Genomic DNA, 18,723 nt, shown 5'->3' with positions numbered 1-18,723 from the left:
TCAGGCGCTCCGCTTGACCTGGACGCGCTCCTGGCCACGCTCGGACGCGTCCATGGCCTCGGCCTCGGGCTCGTTGAGCAGGGTGCCGCCCTCGGAGGTCTGGAACTGGCCGTAGAACTCCTCGACCGCGCCCTCGAGGCTGCGGACGGCGTCGTCGCCGAGGGCCCGGGACTGCCGGATCTCGTCGTAGATGCCGTTGTTGCCCCGGCCGATGTAGTCGAGGAACTCCCGCTCGAAGCGGCGGACCTCCGGCACCGGCACGCGGTCGAGCTTGCCGGTGGTGCCCAGCCAGATGGAGACGACCTCGCGCTCCACCGGGTATGGCTCGTACTGACCCTGCTTGAGCAGCTCCACCAGGCGCTGGCCACGCTCGAGGGTCGCCCGGCTGGAGGCGTCCAGGTCCGAGGAGAACGAGGCGAACGCCTCGAGCTCGCGGTACTGGGCCAGGTCCAGGCGCAGTCGGCCGGCGACGGACTTCATCGCCTTGATCTGCGCCGAGCCGCCGACGCGCGACACCGAGATGCCGACGTTGATGGCCGGGCGGACACCGGAGTTGAACAGACCCGTCTCGAGGAAGATCTGCCCGTCGGTGATCGAGATGACGTTGGTCGGGATGTACGCCGACACGTCGTTGCCCTTGGTCTCGATCAGCGGCAGGCCGGTCATCGAGCCCGCGCCCATCTCGTCGGACAGCTTCGCGCAGCGCTCGAGCAGCCGGGAGTGGAGGTAGAAGACGTCGCCGGGGTATGCCTCGCGGCCCGGCGGACGCCGCAGCAGCAGGGAGACCGCGCGGTAGGCCTCGGCCTGCTTGGACAGGTCGTCGAACACGATCAGGACGTGCTTGCCCTCGTACATCCAGTGCTGACCGATGGCCGAGCCGGTGTAGGGGGCGATGTACTTGAAGCCCGCGGCCTCCGACGCCGGGGCGGCGACGATGGTCGTGTACTCCATCGCGCCCGCGTCCTCGAGGGCGGAGCGGATGGAGGCGATCGTCGAGCCCTTCTGGCCCACCGCCACGTAGATGCAGCGGACCTGCTGGGTCGGGTCGCCGGTCGCCCAGTTCTGCTTCTGGTTGATGATGGCGTCGATCGCGATCGCGGTCTTGCCGGTCTGCCGGTCACCGATGATCAGCTGGCGCTGGCCGCGGCCGATCGGGGTCATCGCGTCGATGGCCTTGATGCCGGTCTGCAGCGGCTCGTGCACCGACTTGCGCTGGACGACGGTCGGGGCCTGCAGCTCCAGGGCCCGGCGGCCGGTGGTGGCGATCGGGCCGGCACCGTCGATCGGGTTGCCCAGCGGGTCGACGACGCGGCCGAGGTAGCCGTCGCCGACCGGGACGGAGAGGACCTCGCCGGTGCGGCGGACCTGCTGGCCCTCCTCGATGCCGGAGAAGTCACCCAGGATGACGACGCCGACCTCGCGCACGTCCAGGTTCAGGGCCAGGCCGCGGACGCCGCTCTCGAACTCGAGCAGCTCGTTGGTCATGACCGAGGGCAGCCCCTCGACCCGCGCGATGCCGTCACCGGCCTCGGTGACGATCCCGACCTCCTCCCGCGACACGTCCGGGGCGAACTCGGTGACGTAGTTCTGGATGGCACTGCGGATCTCGTCTGCGGAGATCGTCAGCTCGGCCATGGGGCTCTCGTCCTCTTCCCTGCTGGGGTGGTGTCTGACTGCTGGACTGGGGCTCGGGTGCTCAGGCGGCCGGCGTCAGCCGACCAGCCGCCGCCCGGCGGCCTCGAGACGGTGGGCGATGCTGCCGTCGATGACCTCGTCACCGACGCGGATGACCAGGCCGCCGAGGACGTCGGGGTCCACGGTGACCTGCAGCCCGATCGCCCGGCCGTAGAGACGGCTGAGCACGTCGGTCAGCCGGCGTTCCTGGGCCGGGGTCAGCGGCAGGGCCGTGGTCACCCGCGCGACCGAGCGGCCCCGCCGACGGGAGGCCGCCTCGGAGAGCCGCTCGACGACGTTCTCGGCAGCACCGACGTACCGGCCGGTCAGCTGGTTCCGGAGCAGCAGCGCGGTGACGGGGCTGACCCGGCCGGAGACCAGCCGGTCCAGCAGGGCCGTCTTGCCGGACGCCGGGGCGGCGCGGTCGCTGAGGATCCGGGAGAGCTCCGGGTCCCCGGCGACGATCCGGCCGAACCGGAACAGCTCGTCCTCGACCCCGTCGAGCTCACCGCGGGCAGCGGCGGCGTCGAGGGCGGCCTCGGTGCCCAGCGTCTCGGTCGCCTCCACCAGGTCCAGCGGCCGCGACCAGCGCAGGCCGGCCACGGTCTCGACCAGGTCGACGGCGGCCTCCGACACCCGGCCGGTCAGGACCCGACGGGCCAGGCCGGCCCGGTCGGCCGGCTTGGCCGACGGGTCCGACAGCGCCCGGCGCAGCGCGATCTGGCCGTCGAGCAGGCGGGCGACCGCGAACAGCTCGTCCGCCAGGCTCAGCAGGGCGGTGCCGGCCGCGCCGCGGGAGCGCTCCTCGAGGCGCTCCCGCGCCTGCGCGAGCGCTGCGCGGCTGGAGGCGTCCATCAGCGGTTGCCCTCCGGGGTGTACACCGAGGCGCCGCTGCGGCCGTTCGGGGAACCGGCGGCCATGCCGTCGAGCTGGTCGAGGAACCGGTCGACGGTGCCGCTGCGGCGGGCCTGGTCCTCGAGCGACTCGCCGACCACCCGGCCGGCGAGGTCGACCGCCAGGGCGCCGATGTGGCCCCGCAGCTCGTTGACCACCTGCTGGCGGGAGGCGGCCAGCTGCTCCTCGCCGCGGGCGAGGATCCGGGCCGACTCCTGCTGGGCCTGCGCGCGCAGCTCCTCGAGGATCTGCTGCCCCTCGGCCCGGGCCTGGTCGCGGATCTGCGCCGCCTCGGTCCGGGCCTCGGCGAGCTGGGCGCGGTACTGGTCCAGCGCCGCCTTCGCCTCCGCCTGCATCGCCTCGGCCCGCTCGATGCCGCCCTCGATGGCCTCACGGCGGGCCCGGAAGACCTGCTCGAAGCGCGGCGCGACGAACTTCGCGAACACGAAGAAGACGATCGCGAAGGCGATCAGCCCGATGACGATCTCGCCCACAGGCGGGAGCAGCGGGTTGTGCGCCTCCGCAGCCTGGATGCTCATGAGTGTGTCCCTACGTCAGATGGGTCCGACCTGGAGGGAACGGGTCAGCCGGCGTTGCCGGGCCCGAAGATGAAGGGGACGACCAGGCCGATCAGCGCGAGCGCCTCGGAGAGGGCGGCGCCGAGGAAGGCGTAGGTACGGGTCAGGCCGGCGGACTCGGGCTGCCGGGCGGTGGCCTGGATGTAGGCGGCCCAGACGATGCCGACGCCGATACCCGGGCCGATGGCGGCGAGACCGTAGCCGACCGAGCCGATGCTGCCGACGAGCTCTGCGAGAACGTCCATTGCGGGGTGGTTCCTCCTGTGTCGGTCGCCCGGGTCTCCGGGCGGCTGGCTTGGGGGTGGAGCGGTCAGTGAGCGGGCTCGACGGCGCCGTTGAGGTAGGTCGCCGTGAGCACGGTGAAGACGTAGGCCTGCAGCACGATCACCAGCAGCTCGAAGAAGGTCATGATGATGGCCATGACGAACGAGGCGGCCCCGAAGATCGGGTAGATGCCGCCCGCGGTGAACAGGTAGACCGCCCCGAGCGAGAAGACGACGAGCAGCATGTGGCCGGCGAACATGTTCGCGAAGAGCCGCACGGCCAGGGTGAACGGCCGGATGATGAACACCTGGAGCAGCTCGATCGGCGTGACCAGGATCAGCGCGCCGATCGGCACGCCGGGCGGGATCGCGGCGTCCTTGAGGTACCGGCCCAGGCCCTGCTCGCGGATGCCGATCCAGTTGTAGAGCACCCAGACGATCACCGCGAGGACCAGCGGGAACCCGAACTTCGACATCGGCGAGATCTGTGCGAACGGGATGATGCTCATCGCGTTGTTCGCGAGGATGAAGAAGAACAGCGCCCCGAGGAACGGCGCGAACGGCAGGCCCTTCGGGCCGATGACGTCGCGGGCCATGCCGTCGCGGATGAGCGAGTAGCCGCTCTCACCGAGCCACTGCAGCTTGCCGGGCACGATCGAGGGCTTGCGCACGGATGCGACCAGCAGCGCGAGCATCGCCAGGGTGGCGATCCACAGGAGGATCGTGATGCGGGTGATCTCGAAGTCGATCCCCAGGAGGGAGAACGAGGCCAGCGGCTCCGGGTAGAACTCCGCGATGGTCGGAGCCTGGAATCCGCCTTCCCCACCACCTTCGGCGGCGGCGAGCACGTCGACGAGCGCGAGGGCGCTGGAGGTCACCGTTGTCCCTTCTGCGTCCTGGTCGGGCTGCGTCGCCCGCCCCGGGTGGAGCCGGTGCGCCGGGCCTCCTCAGCCGGGGGCACGGCGCCGTACTTGACGACCACCAGGTAGATGGCCACCGTGAGGCCGAGGAGGACGCCGATCAGGGCGACGAAGCGCGTGCCCCACCAGCGGTCGAGCAGCAACCCGGCCCCGCCCCACACGATGATCCCGGAGAGCATCGTCCCGGTGATCCCCCAGCCGATGTCGGCCCCGCTGGGCTGACGGTCGGTGGGCGTTGCAGGTCGGGGTCGAGAACCCCCGCGAGAGGAGCTGTCCTCGGCCATCGCTGCGGACACTATCAGCCGCGTGTCGCGGGCCTCTCCGGCGGACTGGGAGTTCCCCCGGTCGGGGGCGGCGCGGGGGGCTGGACGTAGTAGATCCGACGGGTCCAGACCCACCGCTGCTGGACGACGCTCCACAGCAGCGCACCGGCGATCACCGTCCACGCCAGGGTGCGCCGGTCGACCCAGCCGTCGGCCGGCAGGGACTCCAGGACCACGGCCAGGACCAGCACCTTCACGAAGAAGGAACCCAGCGCCGCCGGGAGGGTGAACGCGTCGCCGTGGCGGCCGGCCCAGGCGATGACGAGGCCCGACGCGGCGAAGAACGCCGTCACCACGGCCGCTCCGACCAGCACCGCGAAGGCGTCGTCCGCACCGCCGAGGAGCGCCGCGAGCGGGGCGGCGACGGCGGTGAGCGCGGCGGTGACCAGACCCCCCACCCGGAGGAAGGAGAGGTCCCAGGGGATCTCGCGCTGGGGTGTGGACTGCGTCATCGGACTCCCTGCCCGGCCCCGGCCGCCCGCGGGGACGGCTCGGCGCCCTCGTCCGGGAACCGGCCGGGCTCGCTGGTGGTGGCGCGGAGGGCCCGCGCGGTGGGGTGGGCGGCGCGGCTGCGCTCGCGCTGCGCGGCGAGCTCGGCGGCCCGCGCCTCGCGTGCGGCCCGGCGGGCCCGCGGGCTGAGGACGACGACGACGCCGACGACCAGCAGGACGCCGATGGCGACCAGCAGCTCGGCCGTGCCGCCGGTGATCGACAGCGTCACCGCGCCGAAGGACAGCAGCGCCGCCCAGAAGTACATGACGAGCACCGCGCGCCGGTGCGAGTGGCCGATCGCGAGCAGCCGGTGGTGCAGGTGCATCTTGTCCGGCGAGAACGGCGACTGCCCGCGCCGGGTGCGCCGGATCACGGCCATCACCAGGTCGATGAACGGGATCGAGAGCACCGCGATCGGCACCAGCAGGGGCAGGGCGAGCGGCAGCAGGCTCGCCGCGGAGTCGAACGACTGCGGGTCCACCCGGCCGGTCGCGGAGACCGCCGCCGCCGAGAGCATCAGCCCGACCAGCATCGAGCCCGAGTCGCCCATGAAGATCCGCGCGGGGCTGAAGTTGTGCGGCAGGAACCCCAGGCAGGCGCCGGCGAGCACGGCGGTGATCAGCGCCGGGGCGCTGGCGACCTCGTCGTAGCCGACCAGGCCGAGGTTGTAGCTGTAGGCGAAGAAGGCCAGCGCGGCGACCGCCGAGACGCCCGCCGCCAGGCCGTCGAGGCCGTCGATGAAGTTCAGCGCGTTGACCGTGAGGACGGTCAGCAGGATGGTCAGCGGGACGCCGATGTCGGGGCCGAGGGAGAGCGTCCCGATGTCGGCGACCGGGAGGAAGACGAACACCAGCTGGACGCCGAGCAGCACCATCACGCCGGCCGCGGCGATCTGACCGGTGAGCTTGGTCAGCGCGTCGAGGCCGAACTTGTCGTCGAGGACGCCGAGGGCGCAGATGAGCCCGCCGGCCACCAGGACGGCTGCGGTCTGCGAGTCCTCGAAGGTCCGCTGCAGCGCCGGCAGGCGGGTGGCGACCAGGATCGCCGCGGCCACGCCGAGGTACATCGCCACTCCCCCGCCGCGGGGGGTGGGGATCACGTGCACGTCCCGCTCGCGCGGCGCGGCCATCATCCGCAGCCGGACCGCCGCCACCCGCACCACCGGGGTGGCCAGGAAGGTGACCAGCCCGGCGGTGAGCAGGACGACGACGTACTCGCGCATCGGTCAGAGGGTCCCGGGCGCACGGCCCGCCGCCCGGCCGCGGGCCCAGGAGGGGGTGCTCATGGCGGCAGGTCTCCCGGCGGGATCGGCGACGGACGGTCGTCCCACGGTATCCCTCCGGACGGCCGTCCAGCCGGACGGCCGTGCTGCCCGGCCCCGTCCTCAGTCGGTGAGCTCGGGCACGACCTCGCGGAGCCGGTCGACGGGGATCGCGCCGATGCGCAGCACCCGGGGCGTCGGGCCGGTGCAGTCGACGATGGTGCTGGCCGCCGAGGAGTCTCGCGGCCCGCCGTCGAGGACCACCGCCGCGTGCAGGCCCAGCTGCGCGACGGCCTGCTCGGCGCTGGTGGCGGCCGGCCGGCCCGAGCGGTTGGCGCTGGAGACCGCCAGCGGCCCGGTGCGGCGCAGCAGGTCACGGGTGATGTCGTCGGCGGGCAGCCGGACGGCGACGGTGCCCTCGGCGTCCCCCAGGTCCCAGGCCAGCGAGGACGCGTGCTCGACCACGAGGGTCAGCCCGCCGGGCCAGAACGCCTCGGCCAGCCGCGTGGCGACGTCCGGCACGCGGTTGGTGAGGCCGGCCAGCGTGGACGCCTCCCCGATGAGCACGGGCACGGGCATCGTCCGGCCGCGGTTCTTCGCCGCGAGCAGCCGGGTGACCGCCGCCGGCGTGAACGCGTCGGCCGCCACGCCGTAGACCGTGTCGGTGGGCAGCAGCACCAGCTCGCCGGCGCCGATCGCCGTCACCGCGGCGTCCAGCCCGGCCGCGCGGGCCTCGGGGTCGGTGCAGTCGTAGAGGTCGGCCACGGGACCGGAGTCTGTCATCCCGCCGCGCGGCGGGCGGTGGTGAACCGGGGACGACCGGCCAGGTCGGGATGGTCGGTGACGTCGGTGAAGCCGCCGTTCGCCCGGACGACGGCCGGCAGCGCGGTCCCCTGCTCGTCGGCGTGCTCGATGCCGATCCACCCGCCGGGTCGCAGCAGCCGGGCGGCGGTCACCAGCAGGCCGCGGACGACGTCCAGCCCGTCGGGTCCGCCCCACAGGGCCAGCGGCGGGTCGTGGTCGGCGACCTCGCGGGGCACGCGGGCGCCGTCGGGCACGTAGGGCGGGTTGGAGACGACGAGGTCCACCGCGCCGTCGAGCGCGGTCAGCGGACCGGGGTCGGTCATGTCGCCGGGGAGCACCTCGACCGGGGTGTCCCCCGCGGCGGCCCGGACGGCGGCGTTGTGGCGGGTCCACTCGATGGCGCCGGCGTCCCGCTCGACGGCGGTGACGCGGGCGCCGGGGTGCTCGTGCGCGATCGACAGCGCGATGGCGCCCGACCCGCTGCCCAGGTCGACGACGACGGGCTCGGGGGTCCCGGCCACGCGGTCCAGGGCCCACTCGACGAGCTGCTCGGTCTCCGGCCGGGGCACGAACACCCCCGGGCCGACGGCGAGCTCCAGGTGCCGGAACGGGGCGCGCCCGGTGAGGTGCTGCAGGGGCACGCGGGAGGCCCGCTGGTCGAGCAGGCCGGCGAAGCGCCCGGTCGCGTCGGCGGGGACGTCGCCGAGGGTCAGCAGGCCGGTGCGGGTCACGCCCAGCACGTGCGCCAGCAGCAGCTCGGCGTCCACCCGCGGTGACTCGACTCCGGCGTCGGCGAGCCGGCGGACGGCGTCGGCCAGGAGCGTGCGGGGGTTCAGGAGCCGGCCGCCAGGAGCTCGGCGGTGTGCGCGCGGGTCAGCGCGTCGATGACCGGGTCGAGTTCCCCGTCGAGCACCTGGTCGAGGTTGTGCGCCTTGAAGCCGACCCGGTGGTCGCTGATCCGGTTCTCCGGGAAGTTGTAGGTGCGCACCCGCTCGCTGCGGTCGACGGTGCGGACCTGGCTGCGCCGCTGGTCGCTGGCCGCGGCGGCGGCCTCCTCGCGGGCGGCGGCGAGCAGCCGCGAGCGCAGGATCCGCAGCGCGGACTCCCGGTTCTGCAGCTGGCTCTTCTCGTTCTGGCAGCTGACCACGATGCCGGTGGGCAGGTGGGTGATCCGGACGGCGGAGTCGGTGGTGTTCACGCTCTGCCCGCCGGGACCGCTGGACCGGAACACGTCGATGCGCAGGTCGTTCGGGTCGACGGTGACGTCGACCTCCTCGGCCTCGGGCAGCACGAGGACGCCGGCGGCGGAGGTGTGGATGCGGCCCTGGCTCTCGGTGACCGGCACCCGCTGGACCCGGTGCACGCCGCCCTCGAACTTCAGCCGCGACCAGATGCCCTCGTCCGTGCGGGACTTGATGGCGACCGAGACGTCCTTGTAGCCGCCTAGATCGGCCTCGACGGCGTCGATCACCTCGGCCGACCAGCCCCGCCGCTCGGCGTAGCGCAGGTACATGCGCAGCAGGTCGCCGGCGAAGAGTGCCGACTCCGCGCCCCCCTCCCCCGCCTTGATCTCGAGGATGACGTCCTTGTCGTCGTCGGGGTCCTTGGGCAGCAGCAGCTCGCGCAGCCGGTCCTCCAGCTCCGGGATCCGCTGCTCCATCGCCTCGGCCTCGGCGCGGAAGGACGGGTCCTCGGCGGCGAGCTCCCGGGCGGCGGCGAGGTCGTCACGGACCGCGTCCAGGGCGCGCTTGGTCTCGACCAGCGGGGCCAGCTGGGCGTAGCGCCGGCCGAGCCGGCGGGCGCGGGCGGCGTCGGCGTGGACGGCCGGGTCGGCGAGCTCGGCCTCCAGGGCCGCGTGCTCGGCCAGCAGCCCGGTCAGGCGATCGGGCGCGGTCTCGGTGGGGCTGCTCAACGGGGGAACTCCGGGAGAGGGCGGTTTCCGCGAAAACCGACGGTGGTGGGCGGGGCGGACACGACGACGGCGCCCGCCCCACGGGAGTGGGACGGGCGCCGTCGGGGGGACTACTTGCCGGCGGTGGCGTTGCGCTTGCCGAACCGCTTCTCGAAGCGGGCGACGCGACCGCCGGTGTCCAGGATCCGCTGCTTGCCCGTGTAGAACGGGTGGCAGGCGGAGCAGGTCTCGACGGTCAGCTGGCCACCGGGGGCCGTGCTGCGGGTGGTGAAGGTGTTCCCGCAGCCACAGGTCACCGTGGTGGTGTGGTAGTCGGGGTGGATTCCGGGCTTCATCTCGCCTCTTCCGGGGTCTGTGCCGTACTGGTCTGTCGAACGCCGGCGGCCGGCCGGGCATTCCGGCCGCGCAGCGGGGCTCAGTCGCTCAGTATCCCTGATGACCGAGCCCCGCCGGCGGCGGCCCTGGTGACGTGCTGGAACGGCCCCGCTGCAGGGTCCCGCCGCGAGCGTGCGAGCGGTGGGGGCAGCGGGGTCCTTCCTCAGTCGCGCTCGGGGCCGAGGGTCGTCTTCTGGATCTGCATGAGGAACTCGATGTTGTTCCGCGTCTTCTTGAGCTTGTCCAGCAGCAGCTCGAGAGCCTGCTGGGGCTCCAGCGCGGCGAGCACCCGGCGCAGCTTGATGACGATGGCCAGCTCGTCGGGCGACATGAGGATCTCCTCCTTGCGCGTGCCCGACGCGTTGACGTCGACGGCCGGGAAGACCCGCTTGTCCGCCAGCCGGCGGTCGAGCTTGATCTCCGCGTTCCCGGTGCCCTTGAACTCCTCGAAGATGACCGTGTCCATCGTGGAGCCGGTCTCCACCAGCGCCGAGGCGATGATGGTCAGCGAGCCGCCGTTCTCGATGTTGCGGGCGGCGCCGAGGAATCGCTTGGGCGGGTAGAGCGCCGTGGAGTCGACACCACCGGAGAGGATGCGCCCGCTGGCGGGGGCCGCCAGGTTGTAGGCGCGGCCCAGGCGGGTGATCGAGTCCAGCAGGACGACGACGTCGTGGCCCATCTCGACCAGGCGCTTGGCCCGCTCGATGGACAGCTCCGCGACCGTGGTGTGGTCCGACGGCGGCCGGTCGAAGGTCGAGGCGATGACTTCGCCCTTCACCGAGCGCTGCATGTCGGTGACCTCCTCGGGCCGCTCGTCGACGAGGACGACCATGAGGTGGCACTCGGGGTTGTTGGCGGTGATCGCGTTGGCGATCGCCTGCAGCACCATCGTCTTGCCGGCCTTGGGCGGGCTGACGATCAGCGCGCGCTGCCCCTTGCCGATCGGCATGACCAGGTCGATGACCCGGGTGGTCAGCTGGTGCGGCTCGGTCTCGAGCCGCAGCCGCTGCTGCGGGTAGAGCGGGGTCAGCTTGGTGAACTCCGGACGCTGCCGCGCCTGCTCGGGGTCGAGGCCGTTGACGGTGTCGAGCCGGACCAGCGCGTTGTACTTGTCCTTGCGCTCGCCCTCGCGCGGCTGCCGGACGGCGCCGGTGATGGCGTCACCGCGGCGCAGGCCGTAGCGGCGCACCTGCGACAGGGACACGTACACGTCGTTGGGCCCGGTCAGGTAGCCCGACGTCCGGACGAACGCGTAGTTGTCCAGGACGTCGAGGATGCCGGCCACCGGCAGCAGGACGTCGTCCTCGCTGATGGTGGGCTCGTTCGGCTCGAACCGGTCGCGGCCGTTGCCGCGGCGGTTGCGGTCCCGGTAACGGCGCCCGCGGCGGCCGCGGCCGCCCTCGAAGTCGTCGTCGTCCTCGTCGTTGCGGTTGTCGGTGCGGTTGTCGTCGCCCCGGCCGCGGTTGTCGTTGCGGTTGTCCGGCCGGCCGCTCCGGTCGCCGCGCTCGGGACCGCGGTTGCCGTCCCGGTCGCCGCGGGTGCGGTCACCGTCGCGGTCGGTGCGGGCGCGGTCGCCGTCCCGGTCGGTGCGGGCGCGGTCGCCGTCCCGGTCGCTGCGGGTGCGGTCGCCGTCGCGGGTGCCCCGCTCGGCGCGGTCGCCGTCGCGGTTGCCGTCCCGGTCGGTGCGCTCCGTGCGGTCGGTGCGCTCGGTGCGCTCCGTGCGGTCGCGGTTGCGGCCGCCGCGCTCGCGGCTGCGCTGCGGGCGGTCGCCGTCGGCCCGGTCACCGTCGGTGCGGTCGCCGTCGGTGCGGTCGCCGTCGGTCTTCTCGCGGGCCGGGGCGGGGGCCGCGGCCGTGTCGGCGGCAGGCGCCTCGGTGCGCGGCTCGGGGGTGCTGGGGGTCGCCTCGACGGCCGGGGCGGCGGTCTCGCCCGCAGGCGCGCCGGCCGGGCGGCTCGCCGCACGGCGACGCCGGGGCGCGGCCTCGGCGGGGGCGTCGGCCGCGGGGGTCAGGGGGCCGCTGTTCGCGCCGCCGGTGACCGGGGCCTCGAGCGGCGCAGCCGTGGTGGCGGGGCCGGAGTCGGCGCCGCGGGCCTCGCTGCGCGGCGCGGGCGCGCTGGCCGGGGCGGAGGTCTCCGAGCCGCCGCCCGTCTGGCGGGCGGAGATGGCGGCGACCAGGTCGCCCTTGCGCATCCGGCCGGTGCCGGAGATGCCGAGCTCGGCCGCCAGCCGCTGCAACTCGGGCAGCAGCATGCCGGACAGCCCGCTGCCGCGGCGACGGGTCCGTCCCGTCGTCCCAGAAGCGGCAGGTGCCTCGTCGTCTCCCGCGCTCGGCGGGGTGACGAGGTCGGTGGTCTCGCTCACGTACAGGTCCTTCCCTGCGGAGACCTGCGCCTAGCAGCGCAGGGGGTGACCCGGTTCCTCCCGCCGCTGTCCGCAACCTGGGCAGCGAGAAGAACGGGATCCAGTGGGTGCGAGGCGGTATCTGCGGCGACGGAATGAGATCGTCTGCATCGCCCCGCGCGAGGCTCGCCCTACTGGGCGGCTACGTCGGTGAGCCTAAACCGCGCTCACGGACACGACAACACCGTCCGACACGGGTGTGTTCCTCGTTACCGAGAAGATACCTGAGGCTGACCTGCGAGCACGCACGCACCGGTCCGGTCGACGTCGAGGGCCAGCCCCGTCCACCCCGACGGGGTGAGATTCCCCACCCCGGCGGCGTCGGCCGGGCCGTGCGCGAGCACGAGGACGGTCGGTCCGGCCCCGGAGACGACGGCGGCGTGGCCGGCCGCCCGCAGCCGGTCCACCAGGTCGATCGACGCGGGCATCGCCGCGGCCCGCTGTCGCTGGTGCAGCCGGTCCTCGGTCGCCTCGCGCAGCAGCGCAGGCGCGGTCGTCAGCGCGTGCACCAGCAACGCGGCCCGGCCGGCGGTGAACGCCGCGTCGGCGTGCGGGACGACGTCGGGCAGCAGCCCGCGCGCGACGTGCGTCGACAGGGTCGCGTCCGGCACGAACAGCACCGGGACGACGTCCGGGTGCACCTCGAGCCGCTCGGCGCGCGCCCCGGTCGACGTCATCCACGACAGCGTCGCCCCGCCCAGCAGGCAGGCGGCCACGTTGTCGGGGTGCCCCTCCAGCTCGGTGGTCAGCCGCAGTACGGCGGCGTCGTCGACCGCGTCGACCTCCGGGCACAGCGCCCACGCGCCCAGCACGCCGGCCACGACCGCCGCCGCCGACGAGCCCATCCCCCGCCCCTGCGGGATGCCGTTCCCGGCGCTGACCCGCAGCCCCGACGGCGTCCAGCCCAGCTCGGCGCAGGCCGCGCGGAAGGCGCGGACGACCAGGTGCGACTCGTCGGTGGGCAGCTCACCGGCCCCGACACCGGAGACCTCGACGGTCAGCCCGGCCGGCTCGACGGCGAACTCGAGCACGTCGTGGCGGGCCAGCGCGAGACCGGCGCAGTCGAACGCGGGGCCGAGGTTGGCGCTGGTCGCCGGCACGCGCACCCGCACGGCCGGAGCGGCGTCCGGGGTCACAGGCCCAGCTGCGCGGCGGCGACGGCGGCGTCGACCGGCACGGTCACCGGGGCCGGTGCGCCGGAGATGGCCCACTCCGGGTCCTTGAGGCCGTTGCCGGTGACCGTGCAGACGACGCGCTGCCCCGGCTCGAGCCCGCCCGCCTGCGCCACCTTGAGCAGGCCGGCCACCGAGGCGGCCGACGCCGGCTCGACGAAGACCGCCTCGCTGCGGGCCAGCAGCCGGTAGGCGGCGAGGATCTCCCGGTCGGTGACCGCGTCGATGCGCCCACCCGACTCGTCGCGGGCGGCCAGCGCCTTGGTCCAGGACGCCGGGTTTCCGATGCGGATGGCCGTGGCGATCGTCTGCGGGTGCTCGACGACCTGCCCGCTGACGATCGGCGCCGCACCGGCGGCCTGGAAGCCCCACATCCGCGGCGTCCGTGACGCCGTCCCGTCGGCGGCGTACTCCCGGTAGCCCTGCCAGTAGGCGGTGATGTTGCCGGCGTTGCCCACCGGCAGGCAGTGGACGTCGGGGGCGTCGCCGAGGACGTCGACGATCTCGAACGAGGCGGTCTTCTGCCCCTCGATGCGGTACTGGTTGACGCTGTTGACCAGGCTGACCGGGTAGTCGATCGCCAGCTTGCTGGCCAGCGCGAGGCAGTCGTCGAAGTTGCCGTCGACCTGCAGCAGCTTGGCGCCGTGCACCAGCGCCTGCGCCAGCTTGCCCAGCGCGATCTTGCCCTGCGGCACCAGGACGGCGCAGACGAGGCCGGCCCGGGCGGCGTAGGCCGCGGCGCTGGCGCTGGTGTTGCCGGTGGAGGCGCAGATGACCGCCTGCGAGCCCTCCTCGACGGCCTTGGTGATGGCCATCGTCATCCCGCGGTCCTTGAACGACCCGGTCGGGTTGGCGCCCTCGACCTTGAGGTAGACCTCGCAGCCGGTGCGGCGGGAGAGCTCCTGCGCCGGAACCAGCGGGGTCGCCCCCTCCTGCAGGGTCACCACCGGGGTGCTGTCGCTGACCGGCAGCCGCGACCGGTAGGCCTCGATGAGCCCCGGCCACAGCGGCGAGACGGTGCCCCGCACGGGCAGCTGCGTCGTCATGACAGTCCTTCCACACGCAGGATGCTGGTCACGGCCCGGACGGCGGGCATCTCCCGCAGCGCCGTGACCGTCGCCGACAGCGCGGCGTCGGGGGCGCTGTGGGTGACGATGACCAGCGTCGCGGCGTCCCCGCGTCCGTCCTGCCGCACGGTGGCGATGCTGACCCCGTGCCGGGCGAACTCCTGCGCGACCGTCGCGAGCACGCCGGGCTTGTCGGCCACGTCGAGGCTGACGTGGTACCGGGTGGGCGTCTCGGCGATCGGCCGGGCGGGCAGGCCCGCGTACGTGGTCGTGCCGGGGCCGGCGACACCGGCGACCCGGTTGCGCGCCACGGCCACCAGGTCGCCGAGGACGGCGCTGGCGGTGGCGTCACCGCCGGCGCCCTGGCCGTAGAACATCAGCTGCCCGGCGGCCTCGGCCTCGACGAAGACGGCGTTGAAGGCGCCGCCGACGGCGGCGAGCGGGTGCGTCGTCGGGATCATCGCGGGGTGCACGCGGACGGCGACGGAGTCCCCGCCCTCCCCCGGCACCCGCTCGCAGATCGCGAGCAGCTTCACCGTGCAGCCGATCTCGGCGGCGCGGGCGACGTCGGTCGAGGTGACCGTGGAGATCCCCTCGCGGTGGACGTCGGCGGCGGTGACCTCGGTGTGGAAGGCCAGCGAGGCGAGGATGGCCGCCTTGGCCGCGGCGTCGAAGCCGTCGACGTCGGCGGTCGGGTCGGCCTCGGCGTAGCCGAGCTCGGTGGCCTCGGCCAGCGCCTCGGTGAACCCGTGCCCGGTCTCGGCCATCCGGGACAGGATGTAGTTGGTCGTCCCGTTGACGATGCCGACCACGCGGCGCAGCTGGTCCCCGGCCAGGGACTCGCGCAGCGGGCGCAGCAGCGGGATCGCGCCGGCCACGGCGGCCTCGTAGTAGAGGTCGACCCCGGCCTTGGCGGCGGCCGCGTGCAGCTCGACGCCGTCGTCGGCGAGCAGGGCCTTGTTGGCGCTGACCACCGACTTGCCGGCCTCGAAGGCGGCCAGCAGCAGCGAGCGCACCGGCTCGATGCCGCCGATCACCTCGACGACGAGGTCGACGTCCGGCCGGGTGACGAGCCCGTGCGCGTCAGTGGTGAGCAGGTGCACCGGGACGTCGGGGTGCCGGTCGGGACGGCGGACGGCGACCCCGGCCACCTCCACCGGCCGGCCGATGCGGGCGGCGAGGTCGTCGGCCTGCTCGCCGAGCAGCCGCAGCACGGCGCTGCCGACGGTGCCGCAGCCGAGCAGGGCCACCTTCAGGGGCGTGGTGGTCACGACTGCGCCTCCGCGCCGACTCGCGGACCGGTCGACCGGACCCCTGCCGGGTGCTCGGGCGCGGGCTGGTCGATCGCCGGTGAGGGGGCGGGGACGTCGGCGAGGACGGCGTCGAGGGCGAACACGTCCGACAGTGTCTGACGCCGGACCACCTCCGTGGCGACGCCGTCCCGCACGGCGACCACCGGGGGCTTGAGCAGGTAGTTGTAGTTGCTCGCCATCGACCAGCAGTAGGCACCGGTCGCCGCCACCGCCAGCAGGTCGCCGGGCTGCACGTCCGAGGGCAGCCACAGGTCGCGGACCAGGATGTCGCCGCTCTCGCAGTGCTTGCCGACGACGCGGCACAGCGCCGGCGGGGCGTCGGAGACGCGGTTGGCCAGCACGCAGGTGTAGGCGGCGTCGTAGAGGGCGGTGCGGATGTTGTCGCTCATCCCGCCGTCGACGGAGACGTAGTTGCGCACCAGCGGCGCGCCCGGTGTGCCGCTGGCCCCGAGCCGGACCGGCTTGATGGTGCCGATCTCGTAGAGGGTGACCGTGCCGGGACCGGCGATGGCCCGGCCGGGCTCGACGGCCAGCCGCGGCACGGGCAGCCCGGCCATCGCGCACTCGGCCTCGACCACCGCGCGCAGCCGCCGGGCGACGTCGGCGGGGCTGACCGGGTCGTCGTCGGAGAGGTAGGCGATGCCGAAGCCGCCCCCGAGGTTGAGCTCCTCGAGCACCTGCCCGGTCGCCTGGTGCACCTGCCCCATGAGCCCGACCACGCGGTGCGCGGCGGCCTCGAAGCCGGCGGTGTCGAAGATCTGCGAGCCGATGTGGCTGTGCAGCCCGGTCAGCCGCAGCGCCGGCTCGCGGATCACCCGCACCGCGGCGGTCAGCGCGTCGCCGGTGGCCAGCGAGAAGCCGAACTTCTGGTCCTCGTGGGCGGTGGCGATGAACTCGTGGGTGTGCGCCTCGATGCCGACGGTGGCGCGGATGAGCACCGGCACCGGCGCGCCGCCGGCGGCGACCCGCGCCGCGGCCAGCGGGACCAGCCGCTCGATCTCGTCGAAGGAGTCCAGGACGACGTGGCCGATGCCGGCGTCGACGGCCAGCTGCAGCTCGACCAGCGACTTGTTGTTGCCGTGCAGCGCGATCCGCTCGGCCGGGAAGCCGGCGGCCAGCGCCAGGGCCAGCTCGTTGCCCGAGCAGGCGTCCAGGTGCAGGCCGTCCTCGGCGATCCAGCGGGCCACCTGGCCGCACAGGAACGCCTTCGAGGCGTAGTGGACGTCGGCGCCGTCGAAGGCGTCGGCGAAGTCGGCGGCGCGGCCGCGGAAGTCGGCCTCGTCGAGGACGAACAGCGGCGTCCCGTGCGCGCGGGCGAGCTCGGTCACCGGCCGGCCGCCCAGGTGCAGCTCGCCGTCGACCCGGGTCGCCGAGCGCGGCCACACCTGCGGGTCGAGGCCACCGAGGTCGGCCGGGGGCGGCCCGGCCGCGGGAGGCGGGGCGATGTTGCCGTGGAGGGGACCGGCCGGGTGCGCTCTCACATCCGCTCCGGTGCGCTCACGCCCAGCACGCCGAGGCCGTTGCGCAGGACGACGGCGGTCGCGGCGCACAGCCAGAGCCGGGCGGTGGTCAACGGCGTCGGCTCCTCGTCGCCGCGCGGCAGCACCCGGCAGGTGTCGTAGAACCGGTGGTAGGTGCCGGCCAGCTCCTCGAGGTAGCGGGCCACCCGGTGCGGCGCGCGCAGCTCGGCGGCCGACGTCAGCACCCGCGGGAACTCCCCGATCGCCCGGAGCAGGTCGTTCTCCCGCTCGTGGGTCAGCTGCGCGGCGTCGACGGCGCCCGCCTCGCCGAGCCCCAGGCCGAGGTCGGTGGCGTTGCGCAGCACCGAGGAGATGCGGGCGTGCGCGTACTGGACGTAGAAGACCGGGTTGTCGTTGGTCTGCCGGCTCCACAGGTCGACGTCGATGTCGATCTGCTGGTCGACCGAGGCGCGGGCCAGCGCGTAGCGGGCGGCGTCCACGCCGATCGCGTCGACCAGGTCGGAGAGCAGCACGATCGTGCCCGCGCGCTTGCTCATGCGCACCGGCTCGCCGCCCCGCAGCAGGTTGACCAGCTGCCCGATGAGGATCTCGAGGTGGCTGTCGGGGTCGTCCCCGGCCGCGGCGACGAGCGCCTTGTACCGGCCGACGTAGCCGGAGTGGTCGGCACCCAGCATGATCACGACGCGGTCGAAGCCGCGGGCCCGCTTGTCCAGGTAGTAGGCGCAGTCGGAGGCGAAGTAGGTCGTCTCGCCGTCGGCCTTGACCAGCACGCGGTCCTTGTCGTCGCCGAAATCCGTCGTCCGCAGCCACACGGCGCCGTCGGCCTCGTAGACGTGCCCCTGCTCCCGCAGCCGGACCAGCGCCTTGTCCACCGCCCCGGCGTCGTAGAGCGACTTCTCGCTGAACCAGACGTCGAAGTCGACGCCGAAGTCCTGCATCGACCGGCGGATCTCGTCGAGCATCAGCGCCACGCCGCGGTCGCGGAAGACGCGCGACTGCTCGTCGTCGTCCCGACCGAGGACGTCGGGCTCCAGGGCGACGACCTGCGAGGCGATGTCGGCGATGTAGGTGCCGCCGTAGCCGTCCTCGGGGACCGGCCGGCCGTTGGCGGCCGCCTGCAGGCTGCGGGCGAACCGGTCGATCTGCGCGCCGGCGTCGTTGATGTAGTACTCGCGGGTCACGTCGGCGCCGCTGGCCTCCAGCAGCCGGCCGATCGCGTCGCCGACCGCGGCCCACCGGCTGCCGCCGATGTGCACCGGCCCGGTCGGGTTGGCCGAGACGAACTCCAGGTTCAGCCGCTGCCCGGCGAGGGTGCCGGTCCGCCCGAAGGTCTCCCCCGCGGTGACCGCCTGGACCGCGATCCGCCCGAGCGCCCCCTGGGCGAGGGTGATGTTGAGGAAGCCGGGGCCGGCGACGTCGACGGCGGCGATGCCCGGGTGCGCGCGCAGTTCCTCGGCCAGCACCTCGGCGACCGCCCGCGGCGGCTTCCCGGCGGGCTTGGCCAGGCGCAGCGCGACGTTGGTGGCGTAGTCGCCGTGCTCGGGGTTCTTGGGACGCTCGACGAGCACGTCGTCGGGGACCGCCACGGGCAGCACGCCGCGCTCGACGGCGGCGGCCACGGCGGTCCGGACGACGTCGCGCAACTGCTCCGGTGTCACCGCACGAGCGTACTGACCGCCGATCGCGCGCTCTGCGGCCCTCCGGGCGCGCACGTGCCCGGGGCTGACAGGTCGCAGACCTACAGTGGAGTCCTCAGGGGGCGGGCGCCGGGCTCGTCCCCGGGCCCGGCGCGC

General features: G+C 74.0%; 18 protein-coding genes. All 18 read right to left on the bottom strand.

Going from position 1 to position 18,723, the window contains the following annotated elements:
* On the bottom strand, positions 1-1,635 hold the full coding sequence (atpA, locus tag ACI789_RS08495) for a F0F1 ATP synthase subunit alpha (RefSeq protein ID WP_457007984.1): 1,635 nt from the start codon (positions 1,633-1,635) through the stop codon (positions 1-3).
* Positions 1,636-1,710: 75 nt separating this feature from the next.
* Positions 1,711-2,529: a F0F1 ATP synthase subunit delta gene (locus ACI789_RS08490; protein ID WP_457007982.1), complete on the bottom strand. Its 819-nt coding sequence runs from the start codon at positions 2,527-2,529 to the stop codon at positions 1,711-1,713.
* Positions 2,529-3,107 carry a F0F1 ATP synthase subunit B gene (locus ACI789_RS08485; RefSeq protein WP_457007980.1) on the bottom strand — a complete coding sequence of 193 codons (579 nt, stop codon included), beginning with the start codon at positions 3,105-3,107 and terminating at the stop codon, positions 2,529-2,531. The genes ACI789_RS08490 and ACI789_RS08485 overlap by 1 nt, the downstream gene beginning before the upstream one ends.
* Before the next feature lie 44 nt (positions 3,108-3,151).
* Complete coding sequence (gene atpE / locus ACI789_RS08480) at positions 3,152-3,391, bottom strand: ATP synthase F0 subunit C (RefSeq protein WP_091445776.1); 240 nt, start codon at positions 3,389-3,391, stop codon at positions 3,152-3,154.
* Positions 3,392-3,456: 65 nt separating this feature from the next.
* The gene (gene atpB / locus ACI789_RS08475; protein WP_457007979.1) at positions 3,457-4,287 is read right to left on the bottom strand and encodes a F0F1 ATP synthase subunit A; all 831 of its coding nucleotides are present in this window, start codon (positions 4,285-4,287) and stop codon (positions 3,457-3,459) included.
* Positions 4,284-4,508 carry a hypothetical protein gene (locus ACI789_RS08470; RefSeq protein WP_456918511.1) on the bottom strand — a complete coding sequence of 75 codons (225 nt, stop codon included), beginning with the start codon at positions 4,506-4,508 and terminating at the stop codon, positions 4,284-4,286. Before ACI789_RS08470 ends, atpB begins: the two co-directional genes overlap by 4 nt.
* Positions 4,509-4,627: 119 nt before the next feature.
* Positions 4,628-5,104, bottom strand: coding sequence for a hypothetical protein (locus ACI789_RS08465; protein WP_457007978.1), 477 nt, complete (start codon positions 5,102-5,104; stop codon positions 4,628-4,630).
* Positions 5,101-6,366: a glycosyltransferase family 4 protein gene (locus tag ACI789_RS08460; RefSeq protein ID WP_456918509.1), complete on the bottom strand. Its 1,266-nt coding sequence runs from the start codon at positions 6,364-6,366 to the stop codon at positions 5,101-5,103. Before ACI789_RS08460 ends, ACI789_RS08465 begins: the two co-directional genes overlap by 4 nt.
* Before the next feature lie 162 nt (positions 6,367-6,528).
* On the bottom strand, positions 6,529-7,170 hold the full coding sequence (locus tag ACI789_RS08455; protein WP_457007976.1) for an L-threonylcarbamoyladenylate synthase: 642 nt from the start codon (positions 7,168-7,170) through the stop codon (positions 6,529-6,531).
* Between the two features lie 14 nt (positions 7,171-7,184).
* Entirely contained in the window at positions 7,185-8,027 is an 843-nt protein-coding gene (gene prmC, locus ACI789_RS08450; protein ID WP_457008211.1) for a peptide chain release factor N(5)-glutamine methyltransferase, read from the bottom strand.
* A gap of 14 nt (positions 8,028-8,041) precedes the next feature.
* On the bottom strand, positions 8,042-9,121 hold the full coding sequence (gene prfA / locus ACI789_RS08445; protein WP_457007974.1) for a peptide chain release factor 1: 1,080 nt from the start codon (positions 9,119-9,121) through the stop codon (positions 8,042-8,044).
* 110 nt (positions 9,122-9,231) lie between these two features.
* Complete coding sequence (gene rpmE / locus ACI789_RS08440; protein ID WP_456910714.1) at positions 9,232-9,456, bottom strand: 50S ribosomal protein L31; 225 nt, start codon at positions 9,454-9,456, stop codon at positions 9,232-9,234.
* A 203-nt stretch (positions 9,457-9,659) separates the two neighbouring features.
* Positions 9,660-11,858, bottom strand: a complete 2,199-nt coding sequence (gene rho / locus ACI789_RS08435; RefSeq protein ID WP_457007972.1) for a transcription termination factor Rho — start codon at positions 11,856-11,858, stop codon at positions 9,660-9,662.
* A gap of 248 nt (positions 11,859-12,106) precedes the next feature.
* Positions 12,107-13,009: a homoserine kinase gene (thrB, locus tag ACI789_RS08430; protein WP_457007970.1), complete on the bottom strand. Its 903-nt coding sequence runs from the start codon at positions 13,007-13,009 to the stop codon at positions 12,107-12,109.
* A 20-nt stretch (positions 13,010-13,029) separates the two neighbouring features.
* Positions 13,030-14,115: a threonine synthase gene (gene thrC, locus ACI789_RS08425; protein ID WP_457007968.1), complete on the bottom strand. Its 1,086-nt coding sequence runs from the start codon at positions 14,113-14,115 to the stop codon at positions 13,030-13,032.
* Positions 14,112-15,407, bottom strand: coding sequence for a homoserine dehydrogenase (locus ACI789_RS08420; protein ID WP_457007966.1), 1,296 nt, complete (start codon positions 15,405-15,407; stop codon positions 14,112-14,114). Before ACI789_RS08420 ends, thrC begins: the two co-directional genes overlap by 4 nt.
* A complete protein-coding gene (lysA, locus tag ACI789_RS08415; protein WP_457007964.1) occupies positions 15,404-16,930 on the bottom strand; it encodes a diaminopimelate decarboxylase in 1,527 nt (508 codons plus the stop codon). Before lysA ends, ACI789_RS08420 begins: the two co-directional genes overlap by 4 nt.
* The gene (gene argS, locus ACI789_RS08410; RefSeq protein WP_457007962.1) at positions 16,927-18,588 is read right to left on the bottom strand and encodes an arginine--tRNA ligase; all 1,662 of its coding nucleotides are present in this window, start codon (positions 18,586-18,588) and stop codon (positions 16,927-16,929) included. The genes lysA and argS overlap by 4 nt, the downstream gene beginning before the upstream one ends.
* Positions 18,589-18,723: the final 135 nt, after the last annotated feature.

Source organism: Geodermatophilus sp. SYSU D00965, from assembly GCF_054050075.1.
Note: the sequence above shows the minus strand (reverse complement) of the source record. Positions and strands in the feature narration are given on the sequence as shown.

Bases quoted from the DNA above. Each gene is read 5' to 3' on its own strand.
- atpA (WP_457007984.1), bottom strand. From the start codon at position 1,635: ATGGCCGAGCTGACGATCTCCGCAGACGAGATCCGCAGTGCCATCCAG.
- ACI789_RS08490 (WP_457007982.1), bottom strand. From the start codon at position 2,529: ATGGACGCCTCCAGCCGCGCAGCGCTCGCGCAGGCGCGGGAGCGCCTC.
- ACI789_RS08485 (WP_457007980.1), bottom strand. From the start codon at position 3,107: ATGAGCATCCAGGCTGCGGAGGCGCACAACCCGCTGCTCCCGCCTGTG.
- atpE (WP_091445776.1), bottom strand. From the start codon at position 3,391: ATGGACGTTCTCGCAGAGCTCGTCGGCAGCATCGGCTCGGTCGGCTAC.
- ACI789_RS08470 (WP_456918511.1), bottom strand. From the start codon at position 4,508: ATGCTCTCCGGGATCATCGTGTGGGGCGGGGCCGGGTTGCTGCTCGAC.
- ACI789_RS08465 (WP_457007978.1), bottom strand. From the start codon at position 5,104: ATGACGCAGTCCACACCCCAGCGCGAGATCCCCTGGGACCTCTCCTTC.
- ACI789_RS08460 (WP_456918509.1), bottom strand. From the start codon at position 6,366: ATGCGCGAGTACGTCGTCGTCCTGCTCACCGCCGGGCTGGTCACCTTC.
- rpmE (WP_456910714.1), bottom strand. From the start codon at position 9,456: ATGAAGCCCGGAATCCACCCCGACTACCACACCACCACGGTGACCTGT.
- thrC (WP_457007968.1), bottom strand. From the start codon at position 14,115: ATGACGACGCAGCTGCCCGTGCGGGGCACCGTCTCGCCGCTGTGGCCG.